The sequence below is a fragment of the Mesorhizobium sp. WSM4820 genome (genome assembly GCF_055811075.1).
Map to the genome: position 1 here is coordinate 1 of NZ_JBVVQN010000014.1, position 20,763 is coordinate 20,763.

Below are 20,763 nucleotides of genomic sequence, written 5' to 3' on the forward strand. Positions count from 1 at the left end.
ACACGATCGACCATCCGAATCATCTCCCTCTCTTCCTTACCCCCGGAATCATCAATCCGATTCTGTGCAAAGGCCTCCTTGTGGGAGAAGGGGGCCGCCCACGGGTCTTGCCTCCGGCAAGCCCGAGGACAGGCTCCGCGGCCGGATGAGGGGTGCTCCAGCTTGGCACCAACAGCACTCCGGCCAGCACCCCTCTTCCGTCTTGGCGCTGCGCGCCAATCCACCTTCTCCCACAAGGGGAGAAGGAAGAAAGGCCGCCGCCTACCGCGCATATTTCTTCGCACCGACCACGCAGAGCACGACGGCGGCGGTGACCGCGATCATGGCGGGGCTGACTTGCTCGTGCAGCAGCATTGCCGCCAGCCCGAGGCCGAAGAAAGGCTGCAGAAGCTGCAACTGCCCGACCGCGGCGATGCCGCCTTGCGCCAGCCCGCGATACCAGAACACGAAACCGATCAGCATGCTGAACAGCGAGACATAGGCCAGGCCGATCCAGGCGGCCTTGCCTACGTTTTCGAGCGACGGTGGCATGGTGACGAGCGTCAGCGCCAGCATGACCGGCAGCGACAACACCAGCGCCCATGAGATCACCTGCCAGCCGCCAAGCTTGCGCGACAGCGTGGCGCCTTCCGCATAGCCCAGTCCGCATACGATGATTGCCGCCAGCATCAGCATGTCGCCAAGCGGCGACACCGAGACACTTTGGGTCACCGCAAATCCGGCAACCAGGGCGCTGCCAAGGCATGAAAACAGCCAGAAGGCCGGTTTGGGGCGATCGCCGCCGCGAATGACGCCGAAGATCGCGGTCGCCAGCGGCAACAGGCCGATGAAGATGATGGAATGGGCCGAGGTGACGTGCTTGAGCGCCAGCGCGGTCAGCAGCGGAAAGCCGACCACGACGCCGAGCGCGACGATGGTCAGCGACAACAGATCCTGCCGTTCCGGACGCTTCTGGCGAAAGACGAGCAGAAGCGCCAGGCCGAGGATGCCTGCCGTGGCAGCGCGGGCGACGGTCAGGAAGGCCGGATCGAAATCCATCACCGCAACCCGCGTTGCCGGAAGCGATCCGCTGAAAATCAGTACTCCTACGAATCCGTTGATCCAACCGCCCGCCGTCTTGTCCATCGCATGCCCCTGATGTTCTCGCCCTCTATCGGGCCGGACCTATGGCGCCGCCAGAGACAATGAGGTACAGTTTGATGAAACTGTCATGGCAAATTGAGCAGTACGGATGGACGAGCAGACGACGGCAAATGTGGGCAGCGGGACGCTTGTCGAAAGCGTGATGGCGACGATCAGGCACAGGATCGCCGCGCGCAGCCTGACACCCGGAACACGATTGCCTTCGATCCGGGCTTTCGCGAAAACCATGCAGGTTTCGAAATCCACAGTGGTCGAAGCCTATGAGCGTCTTGCCGCAGAAGGCGTCATCCGCTCGCGTCCAGGTTCGGGCTTTTATGCCGCCGGACCGTTGGCTCCCTTGTCGCTGGCCGAGATCGGCCCCACGCTTGACCGTGCCGTCGATCCGCTCTGGGTTTCGCGCCAGTCGCTGGAAGCCGGCGACGGCGTGCTCAAACCCGGTTGCGGCTGGCTGCCGGCCGCGTGGATGCCGGAGGCCGGATTGCGCCGGGCGCTGCGGACAATGGCACGCGGCGATGATGTCACGCTGACCGATTACGGCACTCCGCTCGGGCTGCCGCCGCTGCGGCATCTGCTCGCCCGGCGCATGGCAGAGCACGGCATCGAGGCGTCTCCCGACCAGATCATGCTGACGGAATCGGGCACTCAGGCCATCGACCTCCTGTGCCGGTTCCTGCTCGAACCGGGCGACACGGTGCTGGTGGACGACCCCTGCTATTTCAACTTCCATGCCCTGTTGCGCGCTCATCGGGCCAAGGTGGTCGGCGTTGCCTATACGCCGTCGGGACCGGATATCGAGCTGTTCGCGCAGGCGCTGCTCGAGCACCGGCCGCGCCTCTACATCACCAATTCCGCGCTTCACAATCCAACGGGTGCAATTCTGTCGCCGGTCGTCGCCCACCGATTGCTCAAGCTCGCCGACCAATCGGATCTGACGATCATCGAAGACGATATCTTTGCCGACTTCGAACACACCCCGGCACCCAGGCTGGCGGCGTTCGACGGTCTTGGTCGCGTCGTCCATATCGGAAGCTTCTCCAAGACGCTTTCGGCGTCGGTGCGCTGCGGCTTCATCGCGGCTCCGCGCGACTGGATGGAAGGACTGACCGATCTCAAGATCGCCACGTCATTCGGCAGCGGCAGGCTTGCCTGCCAACTGGTGCTGACGCTGCTGAAGGACGGCAGCTATCGCAAGCACGTCGATCTGCTGCGCACGCGGCTTTCCCGCGCCATGGCTGAGACAAGCACCCGCCTGAAGGCGATCGGCATCGTGCCGTGGATCGACCAGCCGACCGGCATGTTCTTGTGGTGCAGACTGCCGGAAGGCGTCGATGCAGCTGATATAGCCCGCCGCGCCTTGCCGGCCAATGTCGTTCTGGCGCCCGGCAATGCGTTCAGCCTGTCCCAAACCGCCAGCCGTTTCCTGCGCTTCAACGTCGCGCAGTCGGCGGACGAGAGAATTTTCAGGACGCTCGAAGAGGCGATGTCGCGTTGATTTTTCGCGGCGCTTCGCCCCTCACGGCCCTGCCCGCCTGCGCCGCCGCTCATAGAGCATGACCAGCGTTTCGGCGGTCAGCGCAGGCTTCTTCTCACCTTCGATCTCGATGATGTTGGCGGCCTTCATCAGATACTGGCCGGGGCCCTTGTCCTCCATGGACAACAGCGTGATCCGCAGCCTGATGCGCGCGCCGGCCCTGACCGGCGCCAGGAACCGCACCTTGTCAAAACCATAATTGAAGACGGCTTGCGTGTTTTCCGGCACGATGCCCATGTCGAGCGCCAGCGCGCCGATGATCGACAGCGTCAAATAGCCATGCGCGATGGTGGCGCGGAACGGGCTCTGCCGCTTCGCCCGCTCTGGATCGACATGGATCCATTGGCGGTCGCCGGTGCATTCGGCGAACTGGTCGATGCGGCTCTGGTCGACCGTCGTCCAGTCCGACACGCCAAGCTCCTGCCCTGTCATCGTCCTGAGCTGTTCGTAGGTCGGCGGCGGCCTCAGCCGTATTTGCGTCATTCCTGCTTTCCCGATCGCTTGCCTTGCCTCCGGACCACGAACCGGCCGCCTCTGTCAATTCGCTCAGTGTGTTCCGCCGCGATATCCTCGGCCGGATCGCGCCAGTGGCGGTGTAGAGCTGAATTATCGAGCAAGAGGAACTTTGTGCGCCTCGGCGGGACCAACACCAAGGCTTTCGCCAGCCGGGATGACGACAGAAAAGTCCAGCGGCTTGGGAAACAGCCTACTCCTTGTCGTAGCCGCTGCGGATTTCCTCCATCGCCTCCTTGATGCGCTCGCGCAGGATCTCGACCGATTCGGTGCCGGATTTCCTGGCCAGCTCGGCCACCTCGCCGGCATTCTTCAATGCGGTTTCGAAGGATTTCCTGGCGAACGCCGTTTGCTTGGCCATCAGCTCCCGAGGATCGCCCGGCGCCCTGTAGTCCTGCGCCATGTCGGCGATCTCGTGCAGCGTGTCTTGCAGCATCTCGCGTTGCCTGGAGAGCATCGACGACGCTCCGGCAGCACTTGCCCTGGCCGACTTTTCGAGTGCCTCGAGGTTCTTGCGATGATGGCTGAGGATCGCCTCGACATCGACGTTCGGCAGCTTCAGGTCGCGGCCGAACCTGCCGAACATGTCGATGAAGGTGTCGGATTCCGGTCGCTTTGCCATGGTGGTTTTCCTCTGTTGCTGCGAATTCGGCAGCTGAAGAGAAACAATAGAACAGCGGAGCTTCGCGGTCCATTCGGCCGCGCACACATCGCGCCTCAGCCGACGAGGAACAGCCGTTCCAAAGTGTGGAGCACGACGCCGGCCAGGCCGCCGATGACCATGCCGTTGAAGCGGATATATTGCAGGTCCCTGCCGATGTTCATTTCGATCAGCCTGGTCAGTTGCGCAAGGTCCCAGCGCTTGACCTGATCGGCGATGAATTTCGAGACGCCGCTCTTCTGGCTTTCGACGAACGACGACAGCGCAACGATAAACCCCTGGTTCATGTCGGCCCTGATCTGGGCGTCGCCGGCAAGATGGCGGCCGACCTCGACGAACATGCTGGCGAGATGGGCGCGGATCATCGAACTCGGCGCCTTGGCGTCCTGCTCGATGAACACACTCAGGCTTTCCCACATGTCGCCGGCCAGCGCCTTCAGCTCCGGCCGGGCGAGGAAATCGCGCTTCAGTTTCTCGGCGCGCTTGGCGTATTGCTTGGATGTCCTCAGCCGCTCGACGAAGCTCAGGACAAAACGGTCGAATTCGGCGCGCATCGGGTGATCGGGATCGGCCCGCACCTCGTCGAGCAGCGATCCAGCCGAGGCGACGATCTTCTTCAGCAGATAGGCGTCGGCGCGAAACAGGTTGAACAGCGACGGCAGTTCCTCGCGGATCTTCTCGCGCATCGTCGCCAGCGCCTGCTCGTCGCTCAGGAAGCGGCCGACGACCTTGGTGAATTCGTCGAACAGTCGTTGGTGGCGGCGGTCGTCGGTCAGCGCCGACAGCAACTCGGCGGCGAGCGGTGCCAGCGGCACCTTTTCGATCTGCTCCAGCATGCGGCTGGTGACGAAGCCGCGCAGGCCGGATTGCTCGATCGCCGCCAGTGTCTGCGGCACCAGCCTGCCGACGAAATGCGACAGATCGGCGGCGCGGTTGGGGTCGGCCAGCCAGTCAGCGACGAGTGCGGAAAAATCGACCTCGGCAAGCTTTTCGCGCACCGGCTCGGGCGCCAGGAAATTGACCTCGATGAAGCGGCCGAGATTGTCGGCGATGCGGTTCTGGTTCTCCGGGATGATTGCGGTGTGCGGGATCGGCAGGCCGAGCGGTCGCCTGAACAGCGCCACCACCGCATACCAGTCGGCCAGCCCGCCAATCGTCGCCGCCTCGGCGAAAGCAGCGACGAAACCCAGCCACGGATAGTGGCCCTCGAACGACTTGGCCACCGCAAAGATGAGGACGCAGAGCGCGAGCGTTGCGGTGGCGACGAACTTTGTGCGCCGAAGCGCCGAAAGCTTGGCCTCCGCGTCGGCATCGAACCGGGCGGATGCCAAAGTCGGTGCTGATTGTGACATGGATGAACTGCTCCTGGTCGATGTCGCGGAGTTAACTTAGTGATCCGCCCACCCGAATGCGCGCCATATCAGGGTCATGGTCCGCACGACCGCCCACACAAAGCTGACAGAAATATTCAACTATCATGCGATGCTTGTCTGGAATTATTCCAAGGTATAGGCCATATTAGGGTTGAGCTACTGCTTCGTGAGGACACAATGCGGCTGACACGCCAGACCAACTACGCCATGCGCATCCTGATGTATTGCGCCGCGAATACCGACCGGCTGAGCCGTATCCCGGAGATCGCTGCCGCCTACTCGGTGTCCGAGCTCTTTCTCTTCAAGATCCTGCAGCCTTTGGTCGAGCATGGTCTGGTCGAGACGGTGCGCGGCAGGAACGGCGGCGTCAGGCTCGGCCGGCCGGCCGAATCGATCACCCTATTCGACGTCGTGCGCGTGACCGAAGAGAGCTTCGCCATGGCCGAATGCTTCGAGAACGACGCCGCCGAATGTCCGCTGGTCGACAGTTGCGCACTGAATTCGTCGCTGCGCGAGGCGCTGAACGCCTTCTTCGCCGTGCTCGAGCGCTATACGATCGCCGACATGGTGGCAGCGCGCCCGAACGTGCGCCACCTGCTCGGCATCGACATGCTGGTGCAAAGGGCGCCGGCCGCCTGATCCGGGTCGAGCCATAGCCGAACAGCGCTTGCAACTCTCCCTTCTCCCCTTGTGGGAGAAGGTGGCCTCGCGAAGCGAGGTCGGATGAGGGGTGTTCCAGCTTGGCACCAACAGCGTCCCGTCCAACACCCCTCAACCGTCTTGGCGCTGCGCGCCAATCTTCCTTCTCCCACAAGGGGAGAAGGAAGAAGGGGCGGCGCCGATCTTGCCAGCTGGAACTTACGCCGCTGACTGCGGCAGGACGAACGGCATGTCTCCAGCCGGCAGCACGCCGACCCTCAGCCGGCAATCGAACACTTTTTCGATCAGATCGTCGCTCAGCACGTCCTGCGGTGAGCCGGTGGCGGCAAGCCTGCCGCGGTGCATGACGAAGATCCGGTCGGCATACATCGCCGTCAAATTGAGGTCATGCAGGATCGCGACAACGCCGCCGCCCCGCCTAGTGAAATCGCGGGCGATGTTCATGATGATCAATTGGTGCTTGATGTCGAGGCTGGAAACCGGCTCGTCGAGGAAGAGGTAGCGCGGTTTGCCGTCGAGGACCGGCGCCCAGACCTGGCAAAGCACACGGGCCAACTGCACGCGCTGCTGCTCGCCGCCCGAAAGCTCCTGGTAGAAACGGCCGGCAAAGCCGTCGAGATCGACGCGCGCCAGCGCCCGTTCGGGCAGGCGCGCGTCCTCGCCGGGCGGCGCGCCCGAGCGCCCGCCGAGCAGGCCAAGCTTGACGATCTCGCGCACCGTGAACGGAAACGACAGCGTCGTCGCCTGCGGCAGCACGGCGCGCAGCATGGCGGCCTCGACCGGCTTCATCACCGACAGGTCGCGACCGTTGATGGTGACCTCTCCCGAATAGGCAAGATCGCGGGACAGCGCCCTCAGGAAGGTCGTCTTGCCCGAACCGTTGGGACCGACGATGGCCGCGATCTCACCGGGCCGCATGTCGAAATCGACATTGGCGACGATGCCCTTGCCGCCGATCGCTACCGAGACATCCCGCGCTTCGATCATGCAAACCCCTCTCACAGACCGTTTCGAAATTCGCTCTGGCGAGTCATATGGTGGTGGTTTCGAGAACCGGAACGCAGCGTACATTAGAGCGCCGCGCGTCCAATTGGACGCGCAAAGGACGCTCTAACACTTTGCATTTGCGCATGATCCTTTCCGGGACACCGAAATCGGTTCCCGGGGTCATGCGCGGGTACGTGAGTACCGGAAGCGCAGAAAACGCCATCGGATGGCCGCCAGAGTAGAGTTTCCAAATGGTCTGTCATAGGTCGATGACGCCACGCTTACGCAGCAGGATCCAGAGGAAGAACGGGGCGCCGGCGATCGCGGTGACGATGCCGATCGGCAGCTCGGCCGGCGCCACGATGGTGCGGGCGACGGCGTCGGCCAGCAGCAGCAGGCAAGCGCCAAGCAGGGCCGAGGCCGGCAGCAGATAACGATTGTCCGGGCCGATGGCCAGGCGCAGCAGATGCGGCACGACGATGCCGACAAACCCGATGCCGCCGCTGACGGCGACAGACGCCCCGACCGCCGCCGAGACGCCGATGATGGCCGTGTATTTCAGCCGCTGAACTGGAATGCCGAGATGGCCGGCGGTGGCTTCGCCCAGCGCCAGCGCGTTGAGGCCGCGCGCCAGGAACGGCATCGCCGCCAACGCCAGCACGATCACAGGCCCAACGGAGCCGATTTTTTGCCAGGTCGCGCCGGCGATCGAGCCGAGCTGCCAGAAAGTCAGGTCGCGCAACTGCCGGTCGTCGGCCATGAAGATCAGGATACCGGTCAGTGCCATGGCAAGGGCCGCCAGCGCGATGCCGGCGAGCAGCATGGTGGCGACCGAGGTTTGGCCGCGCCGGGTGGCCACCTGATAAAGCACCAATGTCGTCGCCAGCCCGCCGCAGAACGCCGCCAGCGGCAGAGCGAGTGTGCCCAGCATCAAAGTCATCGGCGCCAGCACTGTGGCGCCAAGCACGATGACGGACACCGCGCCGAGGCTCGCTCCGGCCGAAACGCCGATGAGACCGGGGTCTGCCAGCGGGTTGCGGAACAGCCCCTGCATCACCGCGCCGGAGACGGCCAGTGCTGCGCCGATCAGCACACCGAGCGTGACGCGCGGCAGGCGGATGTCGTAGACGATCAGGCGGTCGCGCGCGCTCAGCGCCTCATTGCCGGGTGCTGCACCCAACAGCCAGTCGCCGACGACGCTCACGGCCGAGGCATCCGATGCGCCTGAGGTCAGCGAAAACAGGACGGCAACGGCAAGTCCGAGGCACAAAGCCAGGATGACGATGCGCGCGCGCCCCGAGCGGTCGCCGTCGGATGCTGTAGCCATAGTGCCCGCGATCGATTGATCCACCATCGGGCGCCCGCTCAGTCCGCGGCCTGCCCGCCGTAGAGCGAGGCGGCAAGGTCGTGGATGACGTCGGCGGTGCGCGGCCCGAAGCCGAGCAGATAACCGCCATCCATGCGGACCACCTTGCGCGCCGCGCCCGCCGGTGTCGACCGGATGGACGGGTTCGCGAACAATTCGTCGTCCGATACGCCGGGGCCGGCATTGTTCATCATCAGGATCACGTCGGGCCTGGCGGTGATGACAGCCTCGTCGGACAGTTGCTTGTAGCCGGAGAAGCCGTCGATCGCATTGACGCCGCCCGAAAGTCTGATGATGCCGTCGGCCGCGGTGTCGCCGCCGGAAGCGAGGATCTTGCCGCCCCGCATCGACAGCACGAACAGGACGCGTTTGCGGTCCTTGATCGAGGCGGTCTGCTTTTCGGCGGCCTTCAGCTTGACACCGATCTCGGCTGCCAGCGCAGCGGCCTTGGCGTCGGCGCCAAGCGCCTTGCCAACGATGCGGATCTTTTCGAGAATGCCTTCGTGGTCGTAGCGCTCGGGCACCTCGATGAACGGGATGCTCGTCTTCTTCAGCACGTCGACGGTTTCCTTCGGCCCGCTGCCGTGCAGCGCCAGGATGCCCGACGGATTGACCGACAGCACGCCTTCCGGCGACAGCTGGCGCATGTAACCGACGTCAGGCAGCTTGAGCGCCGCCTCGGGATATCGGCTGGTCGAATCGCGAGCGACCAGCCGGTCCTGCTCGCCGAGCGCAAAGGCGATCTCGGTGATCGAACCGCCAATCGCCGCTATCTTCGACGGGTCCGCAAAGACCTCCGTGCCTTCGGCAGCGCGGGCCGGCAGCGCGAAGGCCACGGCAAGGCACATCGTGGCCCCAAGCGCCATTCCAAAAACACGCGCCCGTTCAAGCAAAGCAGCCATTGTCGTTGTCCTCAGGCTGCGGTCGGGCTTGGAATGCGCGGCAGGTTCTCTGCCAGAAACCGCCAGTCCTCGCGCTCGCTTTCGCCTTCGTGGCGCTTGCCGAAGAACTGGATGATCATCTTGCCGTCGGCGCCATAGGCTTCGAGAGACGTGACATGGCCATCCTTGGTCGGCTTGCGCACGCCCCAGACCTCTTGGATGTGGTCGGTCCGCAGATGCAGGTGGAAGGTCTCGTCCAGCACGTTGATCCACGGCCCCATCGGCTTGATCGACTTGATGGGGCCCGAATGGATCTGGATGCAGCCGCGATTGCCGACAAAGCACATGATCGGCATCTCGCCCTCGGCGGCATGATGGAACATGGCGCTGACGGCATCGTGGTCGAGCAGCCAGGCGTAATCCTGGCCAACCATGCGCAGCGCCTGGCGGCGGTCGAGCTTCAGCGTCTTCAGCATGCCGAAGAACTGATGCACGTCGGTCAGACGGCTCCAGCGGTCGCGCAGATCGTCGACGTCAGCGGAAGCGGCGGAAGCCTCGGCCTCGCTTTCAGGCCCGGCTTCTGAGACCGACCCTTCCTCTGAAATCGCGACGCTCGACTCCTGGTTCGGCGATTCCAGCTCGGCCACCAGCTTCTGATAGGCATAGAGGTTCGACGCCGGCCGCAGATGCACCTTGTGCACCGCCTCGCCTGCCGCATCGAAGAACTGCAGGCTGCGCCTGATATCGCCGCCGACGCGCTTTTCGACGGCAAAGCCGTGCGCCCAGGCTTTCGGAAAGATGCGCAGGTCGATGTTCTCGCCGAGCACCATGGCATTGTGGTTGCCGGTCACGACCTTGTCGTAGACGCCGATCTTCTCGTGCACGGCGCTTTCATTGCGCGTGAGCGCCATGACCTCGCCGACGGCCTCGAGGCCGGTCAAAAGATCGTTGACGCGCGGCTCGACGCGGAGGACGCCGTCGCCGCAATGCGCGGCGAACAACTCGGCCTCCGAAATGCCAAGCTGGGCGGCGAGATCGCGCTCGCGCGTCTTCGGATTGTCAGCCCGTGCCCGCCGGATCTCGTGCGGCGCGGGCCTTACGCGCTGGTCCATATTTTTATTACCTACTTGTTGAGGATGAGCTTGCCCTGGCGGGTGATTTTTAGCCGGTAGAGCGCTCCGTGATGCTCGATGCTGATCTCGTGCTCGCCCTGGAACAGCGCGTTGCTGGACAGGGTCCTCACCGTCAACGGGACCCGATCGAAACGAGCCGAATTGTCGTCGGAACGGCGAACGCGATCGCGAAAGTCACTGGGCCGAAAGTCCTTGGGATTGTGCGTGTTCATCTGGTTCGATCCCTTTCCTGGGCCGGGCCTGGTTCGGCTGGCGGCGGTGCGTGAAATGCCGATTCATTTCTTGACTTGAATACTCATGTTTACTAGTCAGTGCAATACCGGAGTAGATGAGTCAAGATTTAAGAGCCGGACACGACGAAAAATGCCGGCGGCGTCAAGCCAGCCAGCATCGAACCAGGATTTTTGGAGTTGGGGCATGGGGTTGGGGACTTGGGGACGGCTGGGTCTGGCGAATAGCAGCCCAGATCCGGGACATCGATCAATGGCAAAGGGCATGGCAGCATTGCTGGCGAGCGCTGCGGCGATCGCGCTGCTCACCCCGTCGGCCCATGCTCAGTCGGCCAATGCTCAACAGGCCGGCCAAACTGCAACAGATCGGCAGCAGGCCGAACAGGCGCAGGCGCCTGAACAGCCGGCCGCGGCAGGCGCAACGCTGCTCGACCAGATCCTGGTCGTCAGCCGCACCGGCGAGACGGCGATCGATTCCCTGGCTTCGGTCAGCCATGTCGATCAGGAGCAATTGCAACGCCGCATGGCGACGACGCCCAACGACATGCTGTTGGGTGTGCCGGGTGTAGCGGTCCAGGCCGACGCGAGGCGCGTCTCCTCCAGCATCAACATCCGTGGCTTGCAGGATTTCGGCCGCGTCGCGGTGATCGTCGACGGTGCGCGGCAGAATTTCCAGCGCTCCGACCACGGCCCGCAATCGACCTTCTATATCGACCCGGAACTCATCAAATCCGTCGACGTCATTCGCGGCCCGGTCGCCAACACCTACGGCTCGGGCGCCATTGGCGGCGTCGTCCTGTTCGAGACCAAGGACGCGGACGACTATCTTCGCGACGGCGAGACATGGGCGGCGTCCGCGACCGGGCGCTATGAGAGCAATGGCGAAGGCTGGACGACCAGCGCTGCCGGCGCCTACCGTTTCAACGAAAATTGGGATGTCCTCGGCAACATCGTCTATCGCGACTACGACGACTACAAGGATGGCGGCGGCGATACGGTCGACGGCACCGGCTTCGACGTTTTGAGCGGCTTGCTGAAGACAACCATCCGCCCCAACGAAAACAGCGAACTGAAGCTGGGCTGGAATGGCACGAGCGACGGCTGGAACGAGGTCAGCGGCGGCACGCCGGTGAATGACGTCGACCTCGAGGCGAATACCTTCACGGCGCGCTACAACATCACCGATGAGGACAAGAGCTGGCTCGATCTCCACGTCAACGCCTCCTACAACAAGACCAACATGGAGATGACGAGCCTGGTTGCGCAAAACCGCTTTGATCCGGTCACCGGTCTTCCCATCGTCCTGCCGGCGGGCTCGATGTCGACTTTCGATGTCGGAACTTCGGGCATCGACATCTGGAACACCTCGCGGTTCGAGACCGCCGGCATTGCGCACGAACTGACCTATGGCGGTGACTGGGTTGGCGACGACGTCGAGACGGGTGGCGACGCAGGCGGCGCCAGTTTCTATACCCCTTCGGGCAAGCGAAATGTTTCCGGCGCCTACATCCAGGACAGGCTCACCTGGGACTGGCTCGAAATCATCGCCGGGCTGCGTTACGACAACTACAAGCTCGAAAGCGATGTCGGCGAAACCTCAGGCGACCGGCTGTCGCCGCGCATCACCGTCGGCGTCTCGCCGTTCGAAACCGCCGGCCTTGCGGGACTGCAATTCTACGGCACCTATGCCGAGGGATATCGCTCTCCGTCGCTGTCGGAAACCCTCATCAGCGGCAACCATCCGGCAGGCGTCAGCTTTCCCTTCCTCCCCAATCCCGATCTGAAGCCTGAAACCGGCAAGACCGTCGAATTCGGTGTCAACTACAAGCGCGACGACATCGTTGAGGCCGGCGACGCGTTTCGTTTCAAGGCCGCCTACTTCAACAACGACGTCGAAGACTACATAGCAGATGTAACGCTATCGGCATTCGACCCGACCAGCGGCTGCCCGTTCGGCCCCGGCATCCCGATCTGCGTCCAATACCAGAACTTTGCAGAAGCCAGGATCCGCGGCTTTGAAATGGAAGGCGTCTATGACGCCGGCTGGGGTTTCGTCGGGCTTTCCGCGTCGATCATCGATGGTCACACGATTTCCTACGACGGCGAGCGGGCAGACCTTGTCACCGTCCCCTCATCGCAGGTCACCGGGCAACTCGGCTTCCGCTTTCTGGAGGACAAGCTGACCGTCGGCGGCGAGGTGCAGTATAATGGCAGGCCGAAGGGCAATCCGGTGGCCAGGGACTACACGCTGGTCAACGTCTTCGCCAGCTACCAGGCGACCGACAATCTCAAGGTCGATTTTCGCGCTGACAATTTGTTCGACGTCAAATACACCAACCCGTTGAATGCACCAGCCACTGTTGTAGTTTACGAGCCCGGCGTCACGCTGAAGCTGGCGGCGACAATGCGATTTGGAGGCTGACGACAATGACAAGCTTGACGGCATCGCTTCGCCTGCTGACCTCGGTGCTGGCCATGCCGCTTGCGATGGGTCCGGCGTGGGCGCAACAGTCTGCGCCGGCCCCTGCTCTCACGCTTGAACTCAATGGCGCGCAGGCCTCCGAAAAAGGCTGCCGTCTGACCTTCGTGGTCAACAACACGCTCGGCGCCGATCTCTCGAAAGCAGCGTTCGAGATCGCGCTGTTCAACGAGGCCGGCGTCGTCGACCGGCTGACGGTGCTCGACTTCAAGGACCTGCCGGCGGGCAAGACCAAGGTAACGCGTTTTGATCTTGCCGGCGCCGACTGCGCCAAGGTCAGCCGCGTGCTGATCAACAGCTCGACCGAATGCGCCGGCACCGGCATCCAGCCGGACGCTTGCATGCGTGGACTGAAGACCGAGACCAAGACCGGCATCGCCTTCGGGGTCTGAGAAGGCAGACCGCGCTGGCCGCCTGTTGCCGCCAGGGCAAATGATGTTGATTTGACAAGTCCGCGCCGGTTGCGGCAGGTCTCGCCGCGAGCCATGCAGAACATCAGTCCCCTCCCCGACGCCGATGGCGAACTGGCGATTGTGCCGACCGGATCGCTTGCGCCGGCCCGACCGTCAGCCATGAGCCGCAAATGGACGGCGGCGATCGTCGCCTCCTGCCTGTTTCATGCGGCGGTGGCGGCCGCTTTTCTCGTCGCACCTGCCGGCACGTTTGATGCCGGGGACGCAATCGAGGTGGAAGGCGCCGATCAAACCGGCGCCAACGTGGTCGGCAGCGCCTTGGATAGTCAGGGTGCGTTGAACGTCACCCTGGTGCCCGACCCGCGGCCAGCCAAGCCTGAGGTCAAGCCCCAGATCAAGCCAGAGCCGCCTGCCGACCGGCCCACCGGTGACCGGCCGATCAGGGAAATGGCCACGCAGCCGCCCGCGCCCTTGCCGCAGATTGTCGAGCAACCCACTGCCACGCCAGACGTGCTGATGGCCGAAACCCCACGGCTGGACGAGCAGAGCGTGGCTCCGAAGATCGAAACGCCGGCAGAGCCGGCTGCTCCGGCGCAAAGCATCGAGGCGCCTCCTGCCGATATCGGACAGCCGCCGATCCCGACGCCAAGGCCGAGCGTGACACCAGGTCCTGGCAGGGCCGGCGAAACGAACGATCCCCGCGGCGCCGCGGATGGCGAAGAACGCGAAGCGGTGACGTCCAGCAAGGGCAAGGAGCAGGCAGCGGCAGGCAATGCGATCGAATCCGGCTACAGCGGTGAAGTCCAGAAGAAGCTTGCCCGCGCCAACCGTCATGTTTCGAAAGCGATACAGGCGAGCGCTCGCAACAATGCCAGGGTCGTTTTCGTTGTCATGGCCGACGGCAGCATCAGCGACATACAGCTAGCCGAGAGCTCAGGTTCTGCGGAGCTTGATCAATTCGCTTTGACACTGGTGCGCAAGCAGGCGCCGTTCCCTCCCATTCCAAGCGAAACCGGCAAGTCAAGTTGGGTGTTTAAAGCGCGGATCGGTCCATTTTAACAGCCGGCGCCTCATCGCTTCAGGCATTCCAACACACATCATAAACTGCAGTCACGAAAGGACGGCCAATGTACCTCGCCATGAATCGCTTCAAGGTCCAGAATGGCTCGGAAGCCGCTTTCGAGGACATCTGGAAGAACCGTGATTCCAGCCTGTCCGAAATGAAAGGTTTCAAGGAATTTCATCTGCTGCGCGGTCCGGTCAACGAGGCCGAAGGCTACACGCTGTTCGCTTCGCACACGGTGTGGGCGAGCCATGAGGATTTCGTTGCCTGGACCAAATCCGAAAATTTCCGCGCCGCGCACCGCAACGCCGGCTCCACCAAGGTGTACTATCTCGGCCATCCGCAGTTCGAGGGCTTTTCGGTCGTCGAGGGCGCGTAAGCAGGTCGCCGCCGGCGAAGCTGCCGATCTCCCCCCTTGCGGGGGAGATGCCCGGCAGGGCAGAGGGGGGTGCTGTCCCGCCGACCTATCAAACTGTCACAGCCACGCCCTCAGGCGAATTTCCGGTTGGGAGTGGCTAAAGTCGAAAGTTGGCGATCCTTCACACCCCCCTCTGTCCTACCGGACATCTCCCCCGCAAGGGGGGAGATCGGCAGCTTCGCCGGCAGCGCAAACCTGAAGTGATTGCCCTGCCCGAGATGAGCGCACCCGGCCTTCCCTTACGCCGCGGCCAGCAGGCTGGCATTGCCGCCGGCTGCCGTGGTGTCGACGCAGACGGCGCGCTCATGCGCATAGGCGGCCGGGTTGAGCACTTCGCTGACCAGCGGCACGATCGGGCCGGCGCGATCGGCGATCACCTTGCGCACGATGCGAGCGGCCTCGGGCGTGCCGGAAAAGGCAACGACGTCGACACGCAGCGCGCGTGCCTCGACCGGGTCGGGCCGGCCGTCAATGGCCGCCAGCGGCAGGCCCTTGCCGGTCAGTGATGACAGTGCTGCCGGCGCACCCGGCGCGACGGCGAGCACCGCATTGCCGGCGGCGAGCGCCTGGATGGTCTGGGCAAGCAGCGTGTCGGCGTCCGGTCCGAGGCAGAGCACGCGGCCGCGCGGCGACAGCGACAGCGTGTTGGCCTCGCCGGTCGGCCCGGGCAAATCGACCTGGCCGAAATCGATGCTTGCGGCAGCACCGATGGCCGCGGCACCCTTGCCGCGCAAATGCTTCCTCAGCACGGCAACGCGGTCCGCCCGCGTCGACCAGCCGCCAAGCGTCGGGTCCGGCAGATTGTCGGCGAGTTCGGTCGCCGTCACCTTGCGGCCGTCAAGAACAGGCGTGCCCGCCTGCGGCCCCTTGCGGAACCGCCTGAGATAGTGCGGCCCGCCGGCCTTCGGCCCGGTGCCGGAAAGTCCTTCGCCGCCGAACGGCTGCGAGCCGACCACGGCGCCGATCTGGTTGCGGTTGACATAGATGTTGCCGGCATGGATGCCGTCGACGAAATGCTGGGCGCGGCCTTCGATGCGGGTGTGCAGGCCGAAGGTCAGGCCATAACCCTTGCGGTTGATCGCGGCGATGACCCCGTCGATATCGTCGGCGTCGAAGCTGGCGACATGCAGCACCGGCCCGAACACCTCGCGCTCGATGTCCTCGATGCCCTTGACCCGAAACACATGCGGCGCCACGAAGCGGCCATCCTTCGGCGCTTCGAGCTTGGCGATCAGCCGGCCCTGCAGGCCCATCTCAGAGCAATAGTCGCGGATCGATTTTTGTGCCTCGTCGTCGATGACCGGGCCGACATCGGTCGATATCCGCCAGGGATCGCCGAGGCTGAGCGCTTCCATCGCGCCCTTCAGCATCTCCAGCATCTTCTTCTCGACGTCCTTCTGCACGTAGAGGACGCGCAGCGCCGAGCAGCGCTGGCCGGCGCTCTGGAAGGCCGAGGCCAGGATGTCGCGCACCGCCTGCTCGGGCAGCGCGGTGGAATCGACGATCATCGCATTCAACCCGCCGGTCTCGGCGATCAGCATGGCGTCGGGCGCGGCGGTCTGGGCCAGCTGCTTTTCGATCAGCTTGGCGACCTCGGTCGAGCCGGTGAAGCAGACGCCGGCAATGCGCGGGTCGGCGGTCAGCGGGCCGCCGACCGAGGGACCGTCGCCGGGCAGAAGCTGGATGACGTCTTCCGGCACACCGGCTTCGCGCAGCAATTCGACGGCGCGGAAGGCAATCAGCGGCGTTTGCTCGGCCGGCTTGGCGATGACCGAATTGCCGGTGACGAGTGCTGCCGCAATCTGGCCGGTGAAGATGGCGAGCGGAAAATTCCATGGCGAGATGCACGCGATCACGCCGCGCGCCTCGGTTCCCGTTTCGGCATTGGCCGCCTCGGTCGCGTAATAGCGCAGGAAATCGACCGCCTCGCGCACCTCAGCAACGCCGTCGGCCAAGGATTTGCCGGCCTCGCGTGTGGCGAGCGCGAAGAATTCGATGGCGTTGGCCTCATAGAGGTCGGCCGCGCGGTTGAGGATGGCGGCGCGCTCGGCGACGGCGCGCTTCGCCCAGGCCGGTTGCGCCTCCACCGCGATGCGCATGGCGGTCGCAACCTGTTTGGCGGTAGCCTCGCTGACCGTGCCGACCACTTCCTCGGGCTTTGCCGGATTGACCACCGGACGCTGATTGCCGTAGCCGGCGGCACGGGTGATCGGCCTGGCGTGCCAGCGGTCCGGCCCGGCGAATTCAGCCCTGGACTTGTCGATCGCGGCCAGCGTCACCGGATCGGTGATGTCGAACCCCTTCGAATTGCGGCGGGCCGCACCGAAGATCGCCGACGGGCTTGGAATCGCCGGATTGGCGACCGGCCCCTGTTTCTCGACGGTTTCGAGCGGGTCGCGGGCAATATCCTCCGGCTCGACCTCCTCGTCGGTGAGTTGGTGGACGAAGGAGGAGTTGGCGCCGTTTTCGAGCAGCCGGCGGACCAGATAGGCAAGCAAGTCGGAATGCGCGCCGACCGGGGCATAGATGCGGCAGCGCGTGCCCTCGGTCCGCCGCACCGTCTCGTGCAGTGCCTCGCCCATGCCGTGCAGGCGCTGGAACTCGAAGGAGTCGCGATCGCCGGCCATCGACAGGACGGCGGCGACGGTGTGGGCGTTGTGGGTGGCGAATTGCGGATAGATGCGGTCGGTCATCGACAGCAGCTTTTTCGCGCAGGCCAGATAGGACACATCGGTGTTGGCCTTGCGGGTGAAGACCGGATAGCCGTCGAGCCCGAGCGCCTGCGCCCGCTTGATCTCGGTGTCCCAATAAGCGCCCTTAACCAGCCGCACCATGATGGTGCGGTCGTGCTTCTTCGCCAGCGCATAGAGCCAGTCGATGACGAAGGCGGCGCGCGGACCGTAGGCCTGGACGACGACGCCAAAGCCGTTCCAGCCGGCAAGCTCCGGCTCGGCCAGCACCCGCTCGATGATTTCGAGCGACAGGTCGAGGCGGTCGGCCTCCTCGGCGTCGATGTTGAGGCCCATGCGCGAATGGCGCGCCGCCAGCGCCAGCGACAAAAGCCGCTCGGCCATCACAGGCAGCATCTTTTCCTTCTGCGTCGCCTCGTAGCGCGGATGCAGCGCCGACAGCTTGACCGAGATGCCGTGATTCTGGCGGATGTCGGGGCCGTTGGCGCCGGCATCGAGCGACGAGATGGCGTCGGCATAGGCCTTGAGATAGCGCAGTGCGTCGGCCTCGGTGCGGGCCGCTTCGCCCAGCATGTCGAAGGAATAGAGATAGCCTTTCTGGGTCATCGGCCGGCCGCGCTTGACGGCCTCGGCAATGGTGCGGCCGAGCACGAACTGCTCACCCATTTCGCGCATGGCGGCGGCGACCGCCCTGCGGATGACCGGCTCGCCCAGACGGCGCACCATGGCGCGCAGCGTGCCTTCGATGCCGTCCTCGCCTTCGTCGAGCACCCGGCCGGTCAGCATCAGCGCCCAGGTCGACGCATTGACGAAGATCGAGCTCGAGCCGCCAGAATGCGCCGACCAGTCATGCGGCGCGATCTTGTCGGCGATGAGGTCGTCCATCGTCTCGGTGTCCGGCACCCGCAGCAGCGCTTCGGCCAGGCACATCAGCGCGACGCCCTCCTTGGTGGACAGGCCGTAAGCGGACAGAAAAACTTCCATCAGCCGCGGATCGGACGAGCCGCGCACCGCCCGCACCAGATCGGCGGCGCGGGCCGAGATTGCCTTGCGCTCTTTCGTCGAAAGCCCTGTCGCCTCGGCCAGCCGCTTCACGGCCTCGTCTTCGTCAGGCAAGTAATTGGCACGGATCTGCTGGCGGATGGCTTCGAGCGCTGGCATGACGGTCCTGTGGAGCGAGCATCAGTGAGCGGTCCGGCGGTCACCGGACCGAATGACGCAAGCTAGCACAAAGCGTAGTTCCGATCGGTCCAAAGAAATCGACAGGAGAGATCGATTGATCTATCATTCGGCCCAATTTCCTCCAATTTGACCAGATATTTGATGACAGAAGACCAATTGGACCGCATCGACAGGAACATCCTGTCGGCGCTGGGCAGCGACGGCCGGCTTTCGATGTCGGAACTCGCGGCAAAGGTCGGCCTGTCGAAGACGCCGGTGCAGGCGCGGGTCAAGCGGCTGGAAAAGGACGGCATCATCCGAGGCTACCAGGCGATCGTCGACCGTGAGCGGATGGGCGAAGGCCATGTCGCCTTCGTCCAGGTGAAACTGTCGGACACCCGCTCGGCCGCGCTCGACGCCTTCAACCGCGCAGTGCAGGCGGTGCCGGAGATCGAGCAATGCCACATGATGGCGTCGAGCTTCGATTATCTGCTGAAAGTCCGCACCACCGACATCGCCGCCTACCGCCGCGTGCTCGGCGAGCGCATCTCCGCCCTGCCCCACGTCGCCCAGACCTCGACCTTCGTGGCGATGGAGACGGTCAAGGACCGGTAGGCGCTGCGGTGCGGTAAGAACCTTCGATGCCGGCGGGACAGCGCCCCCCTCTGTCCTGCCGGACATCTCCCCCACTTGGGGGGAGATCGGCGGCTTCGGCGACAGTGCCCTTTTTCTTCAATGTTGAAAATTGGCGAAAGCCGAGGGGACAGCCAATCTCCCCACTCGTGGGGGAGATGTCCGGCAGGACAGAGGGGGGCGCGAAGGATCGCTACCGAGCAGCTGAGTCCCTTCACTCCGCCAGCGTCTTCAAGAACGCCACCAGCGCCGCGCGCTCGCGGTCCGAAAGCTGCAGCGGGTGGATCTCGGATACACCCTCGACGCTGGCAGGCGCCTTCGAATAATGCGCCACAACCTCCTCGAGCGAGGAAAACTGCCCGGCATGCATGTAGGGCGCACGGGTGGCGGCGCCGCGCAGCGACGGCGTCTTGTAGGCGCGCACGAGTTCCGGCCCGGCCTTGACCATGAAGCGCAGCTCGCCGCAGGCGCTGGCGCCGCCATCGCGAAACACGCCGAAACAGTTGAACGGATCGGCCTCGACTTGGCGTGCCGCATCTATGCGGCCGCGATCCGGCGGCAGGTTCGCCACCGACGGCACGCCGGTGTTGTGAAAACCGCCGTCCGTAAAACGCGGCCCGTTATGGCAGGTCACGCAATTGGCCTTGCCGATGAACAGCTTTAGCCCGAGGATTTCTTCGGGCGACAAGGCATCGTCGCCTGGCAGTGCCTGTATACCGGTATCCAAAGCGGCAGCGAACCGGTCGAAGCGCGTCTGCGGTGGCGCGATGGATCGCTCGAAGGCGGCGATCGCCTTGCCGATATTGGCGAAGACGCGGTTGACGTCCTCGGCTTGCGCACCGGACATGGCATTCCAGGCAGCCTTCTCGGCATCGCTGCCGAGCGGACTGGCATTGGCCGGCACATTTGAAAGGTCGGGCAGCGGCCCGAAGATGTGCTCGTAGCGCTCGCCGAATCGCGCCTTGATGTAATGCGCGTAGGCGGCGCGGTTGCCGGCCTGCTCCAGCGGATTTTCCAGCGGCGCCAGCGCCTGCGCCCAGAGACTGTCGCGCCGCCCGTCCCAGAAGAACCATGCGTCATGCGCAACGCCGGCCAGCGGCATGGTGCGCCGGTTGGTGCGGCCGACACCGACCGCTCGCGGCAGATCGTCCTGGAACTGCCGGTCGATCTTGTGGCAGGTCGAGCAGGAAACCTTGCCGTCGCCGCTCATCCCGGCATCGAAAAACAGCGTCGCGCCGAGCGCGGCGGCGGCCGGCACGTCGGCGAAGCGGTTGGTGGTGTCGGTTTTCAGCGGCGGCAGGGCTGACAGCGCCAGCGAGGCGATGGTCTTCTTTTCGGCATCGGAAAACTCAGGCTTGCCGCAGCCGGCAAGCACTGCCATCGCCAGCAGCGCGAAAAATCGCGAAAAGCGGTTCATCTTGCTCCAGC

Annotated in this window: 18 protein-coding genes; 7 read left to right on the forward strand and 11 right to left on the reverse strand. The window is 64.3% G+C overall.

Annotated features, from left to right (window positions below):
• Positions 1-261: 261 nt before the first annotated feature.
• The gene (locus AC0L2R_RS21805) at positions 262-1,125 is read right to left on the reverse strand and encodes a DMT family transporter (protein ID WP_473511480.1); all 864 of its coding nucleotides are present in this window, start codon (positions 1,123-1,125) and stop codon (positions 262-264) included.
• Positions 1,126-1,231: 106 nt separating this feature from the next.
• Between AC0L2R_RS21805 and AC0L2R_RS21810 the strand changes: the two genes are divergently transcribed.
• Positions 1,232-2,635, forward strand: coding sequence for an aminotransferase-like domain-containing protein (locus tag AC0L2R_RS21810; protein WP_473511481.1), 1,404 nt, complete (start codon positions 1,232-1,234; stop codon positions 2,633-2,635).
• Positions 2,636-2,656: 21 nt separating this feature from the next.
• Here AC0L2R_RS21810 and AC0L2R_RS21815 read toward each other — a convergent pair whose 3' ends face one another.
• The 3 genes from AC0L2R_RS21815 to AC0L2R_RS21825 form a co-directional block, all read right to left on the reverse strand.
• Entirely contained in the window at positions 2,657-3,157 is a 501-nt protein-coding gene (locus tag AC0L2R_RS21815; RefSeq protein WP_473511482.1) for a MaoC family dehydratase, read from the reverse strand.
• A 223-nt stretch (positions 3,158-3,380) separates the two neighbouring features.
• Complete coding sequence (locus AC0L2R_RS21820) at positions 3,381-3,809, reverse strand: phasin family protein (RefSeq protein WP_473511483.1); 429 nt, start codon at positions 3,807-3,809, stop codon at positions 3,381-3,383.
• Positions 3,810-3,904: 95 nt separating this feature from the next.
• Positions 3,905-5,200, reverse strand: coding sequence for a DUF445 domain-containing protein (locus AC0L2R_RS21825; protein ID WP_473511484.1), 1,296 nt, complete (start codon positions 5,198-5,200; stop codon positions 3,905-3,907).
• 198 nt (positions 5,201-5,398) lie between these two features.
• Here AC0L2R_RS21825 and rirA point away from each other — a divergent pair, with 198 nt between their 5' ends.
• Positions 5,399-5,860 carry an iron-responsive transcriptional regulator RirA gene (rirA, locus tag AC0L2R_RS21830; RefSeq protein WP_091598109.1) on the forward strand — a complete coding sequence of 154 codons (462 nt, stop codon included), beginning with the start codon at positions 5,399-5,401 and terminating at the stop codon, positions 5,858-5,860.
• 219 nt (positions 5,861-6,079) lie between these two features.
• On the opposite strand, the gene AC0L2R_RS21835 is transcribed toward rirA, so the two are convergent.
• The 5 genes from AC0L2R_RS21835 to hemP form a co-directional block, all read right to left on the reverse strand.
• Positions 6,080-6,868: a heme ABC transporter ATP-binding protein gene (locus AC0L2R_RS21835; RefSeq protein ID WP_473511486.1), complete on the reverse strand. Its 789-nt coding sequence runs from the start codon at positions 6,866-6,868 to the stop codon at positions 6,080-6,082.
• 259 nt (positions 6,869-7,127) lie between these two features.
• Positions 7,128-8,222: a FecCD family ABC transporter permease gene (locus AC0L2R_RS21840; RefSeq protein WP_473511487.1), complete on the reverse strand. Its 1,095-nt coding sequence runs from the start codon at positions 8,220-8,222 to the stop codon at positions 7,128-7,130.
• A gap of 11 nt (positions 8,223-8,233) precedes the next feature.
• The gene (locus tag AC0L2R_RS21845) at positions 8,234-9,136 is read right to left on the reverse strand and encodes a heme/hemin ABC transporter substrate-binding protein (RefSeq protein ID WP_473511488.1); all 903 of its coding nucleotides are present in this window, start codon (positions 9,134-9,136) and stop codon (positions 8,234-8,236) included.
• A gap of 11 nt (positions 9,137-9,147) precedes the next feature.
• Positions 9,148-10,227 (reverse strand): hemin-degrading factor, encoded by a 1,080-nt coding sequence (locus tag AC0L2R_RS21850; RefSeq protein WP_473511489.1) that lies wholly within the window; start codon positions 10,225-10,227, stop codon positions 9,148-9,150.
• Between the two features lie 11 nt (positions 10,228-10,238).
• Positions 10,239-10,460 carry a hemin uptake protein HemP gene (gene hemP, locus AC0L2R_RS21855; RefSeq protein WP_473511490.1) on the reverse strand — a complete coding sequence of 74 codons (222 nt, stop codon included), beginning with the start codon at positions 10,458-10,460 and terminating at the stop codon, positions 10,239-10,241.
• A 205-nt stretch (positions 10,461-10,665) separates the two neighbouring features.
• On the opposite strand from hemP, the gene AC0L2R_RS21860 reads away from it, so the two are divergent.
• The 4 genes from AC0L2R_RS21860 to hmuQ all read left to right on the forward strand — a co-directional run bounded on the left by AC0L2R_RS21860 (position 10,666) and on the right by hmuQ (position 14,812).
• A complete protein-coding gene (locus tag AC0L2R_RS21860; RefSeq protein ID WP_473511492.1) occupies positions 10,666-12,900 on the forward strand; it encodes a TonB-dependent hemoglobin/transferrin/lactoferrin family receptor in 2,235 nt (744 codons plus the stop codon).
• A 5-nt stretch (positions 12,901-12,905) separates the two neighbouring features.
• Entirely contained in the window at positions 12,906-13,349 is a 444-nt protein-coding gene (locus AC0L2R_RS21865) for a hypothetical protein (RefSeq protein ID WP_128166777.1), read from the forward strand.
• A gap of 93 nt (positions 13,350-13,442) precedes the next feature.
• Positions 13,443-14,429 (forward strand): energy transducer TonB family protein, encoded by a 987-nt coding sequence (locus tag AC0L2R_RS21870; protein WP_473511493.1) that lies wholly within the window; start codon positions 13,443-13,445, stop codon positions 14,427-14,429.
• 68 nt (positions 14,430-14,497) lie between these two features.
• Positions 14,498-14,812, forward strand: coding sequence for a heme-degrading protein HmuQ (gene hmuQ / locus AC0L2R_RS21875; RefSeq protein ID WP_473511494.1), 315 nt, complete (start codon positions 14,498-14,500; stop codon positions 14,810-14,812).
• A gap of 278 nt (positions 14,813-15,090) precedes the next feature.
• On the opposite strand, the gene putA is transcribed toward hmuQ, so the two are convergent.
• Positions 15,091-18,702: a bifunctional proline dehydrogenase/L-glutamate gamma-semialdehyde dehydrogenase PutA gene (gene putA / locus AC0L2R_RS21880; protein WP_473511496.1), complete on the reverse strand. Its 3,612-nt coding sequence runs from the start codon at positions 18,700-18,702 to the stop codon at positions 15,091-15,093.
• Between the two features lie 162 nt (positions 18,703-18,864).
• Here putA and AC0L2R_RS21885 point away from each other — a divergent pair, with 162 nt between their 5' ends.
• Entirely contained in the window at positions 18,865-19,317 is a 453-nt protein-coding gene (locus tag AC0L2R_RS21885; protein WP_023803583.1) for an Lrp/AsnC family transcriptional regulator, read from the forward strand.
• A gap of 232 nt (positions 19,318-19,549) precedes the next feature.
• Here the strand turns inward: AC0L2R_RS21885 and AC0L2R_RS21890 are convergent, their stop codons facing one another.
• Positions 19,550-20,752 (reverse strand): cytochrome-c peroxidase, encoded by a 1,203-nt coding sequence (locus tag AC0L2R_RS21890; protein ID WP_473511497.1) that lies wholly within the window; start codon positions 20,750-20,752, stop codon positions 19,550-19,552.
• Positions 20,753-20,763 lie beyond the last annotated feature (11 nt).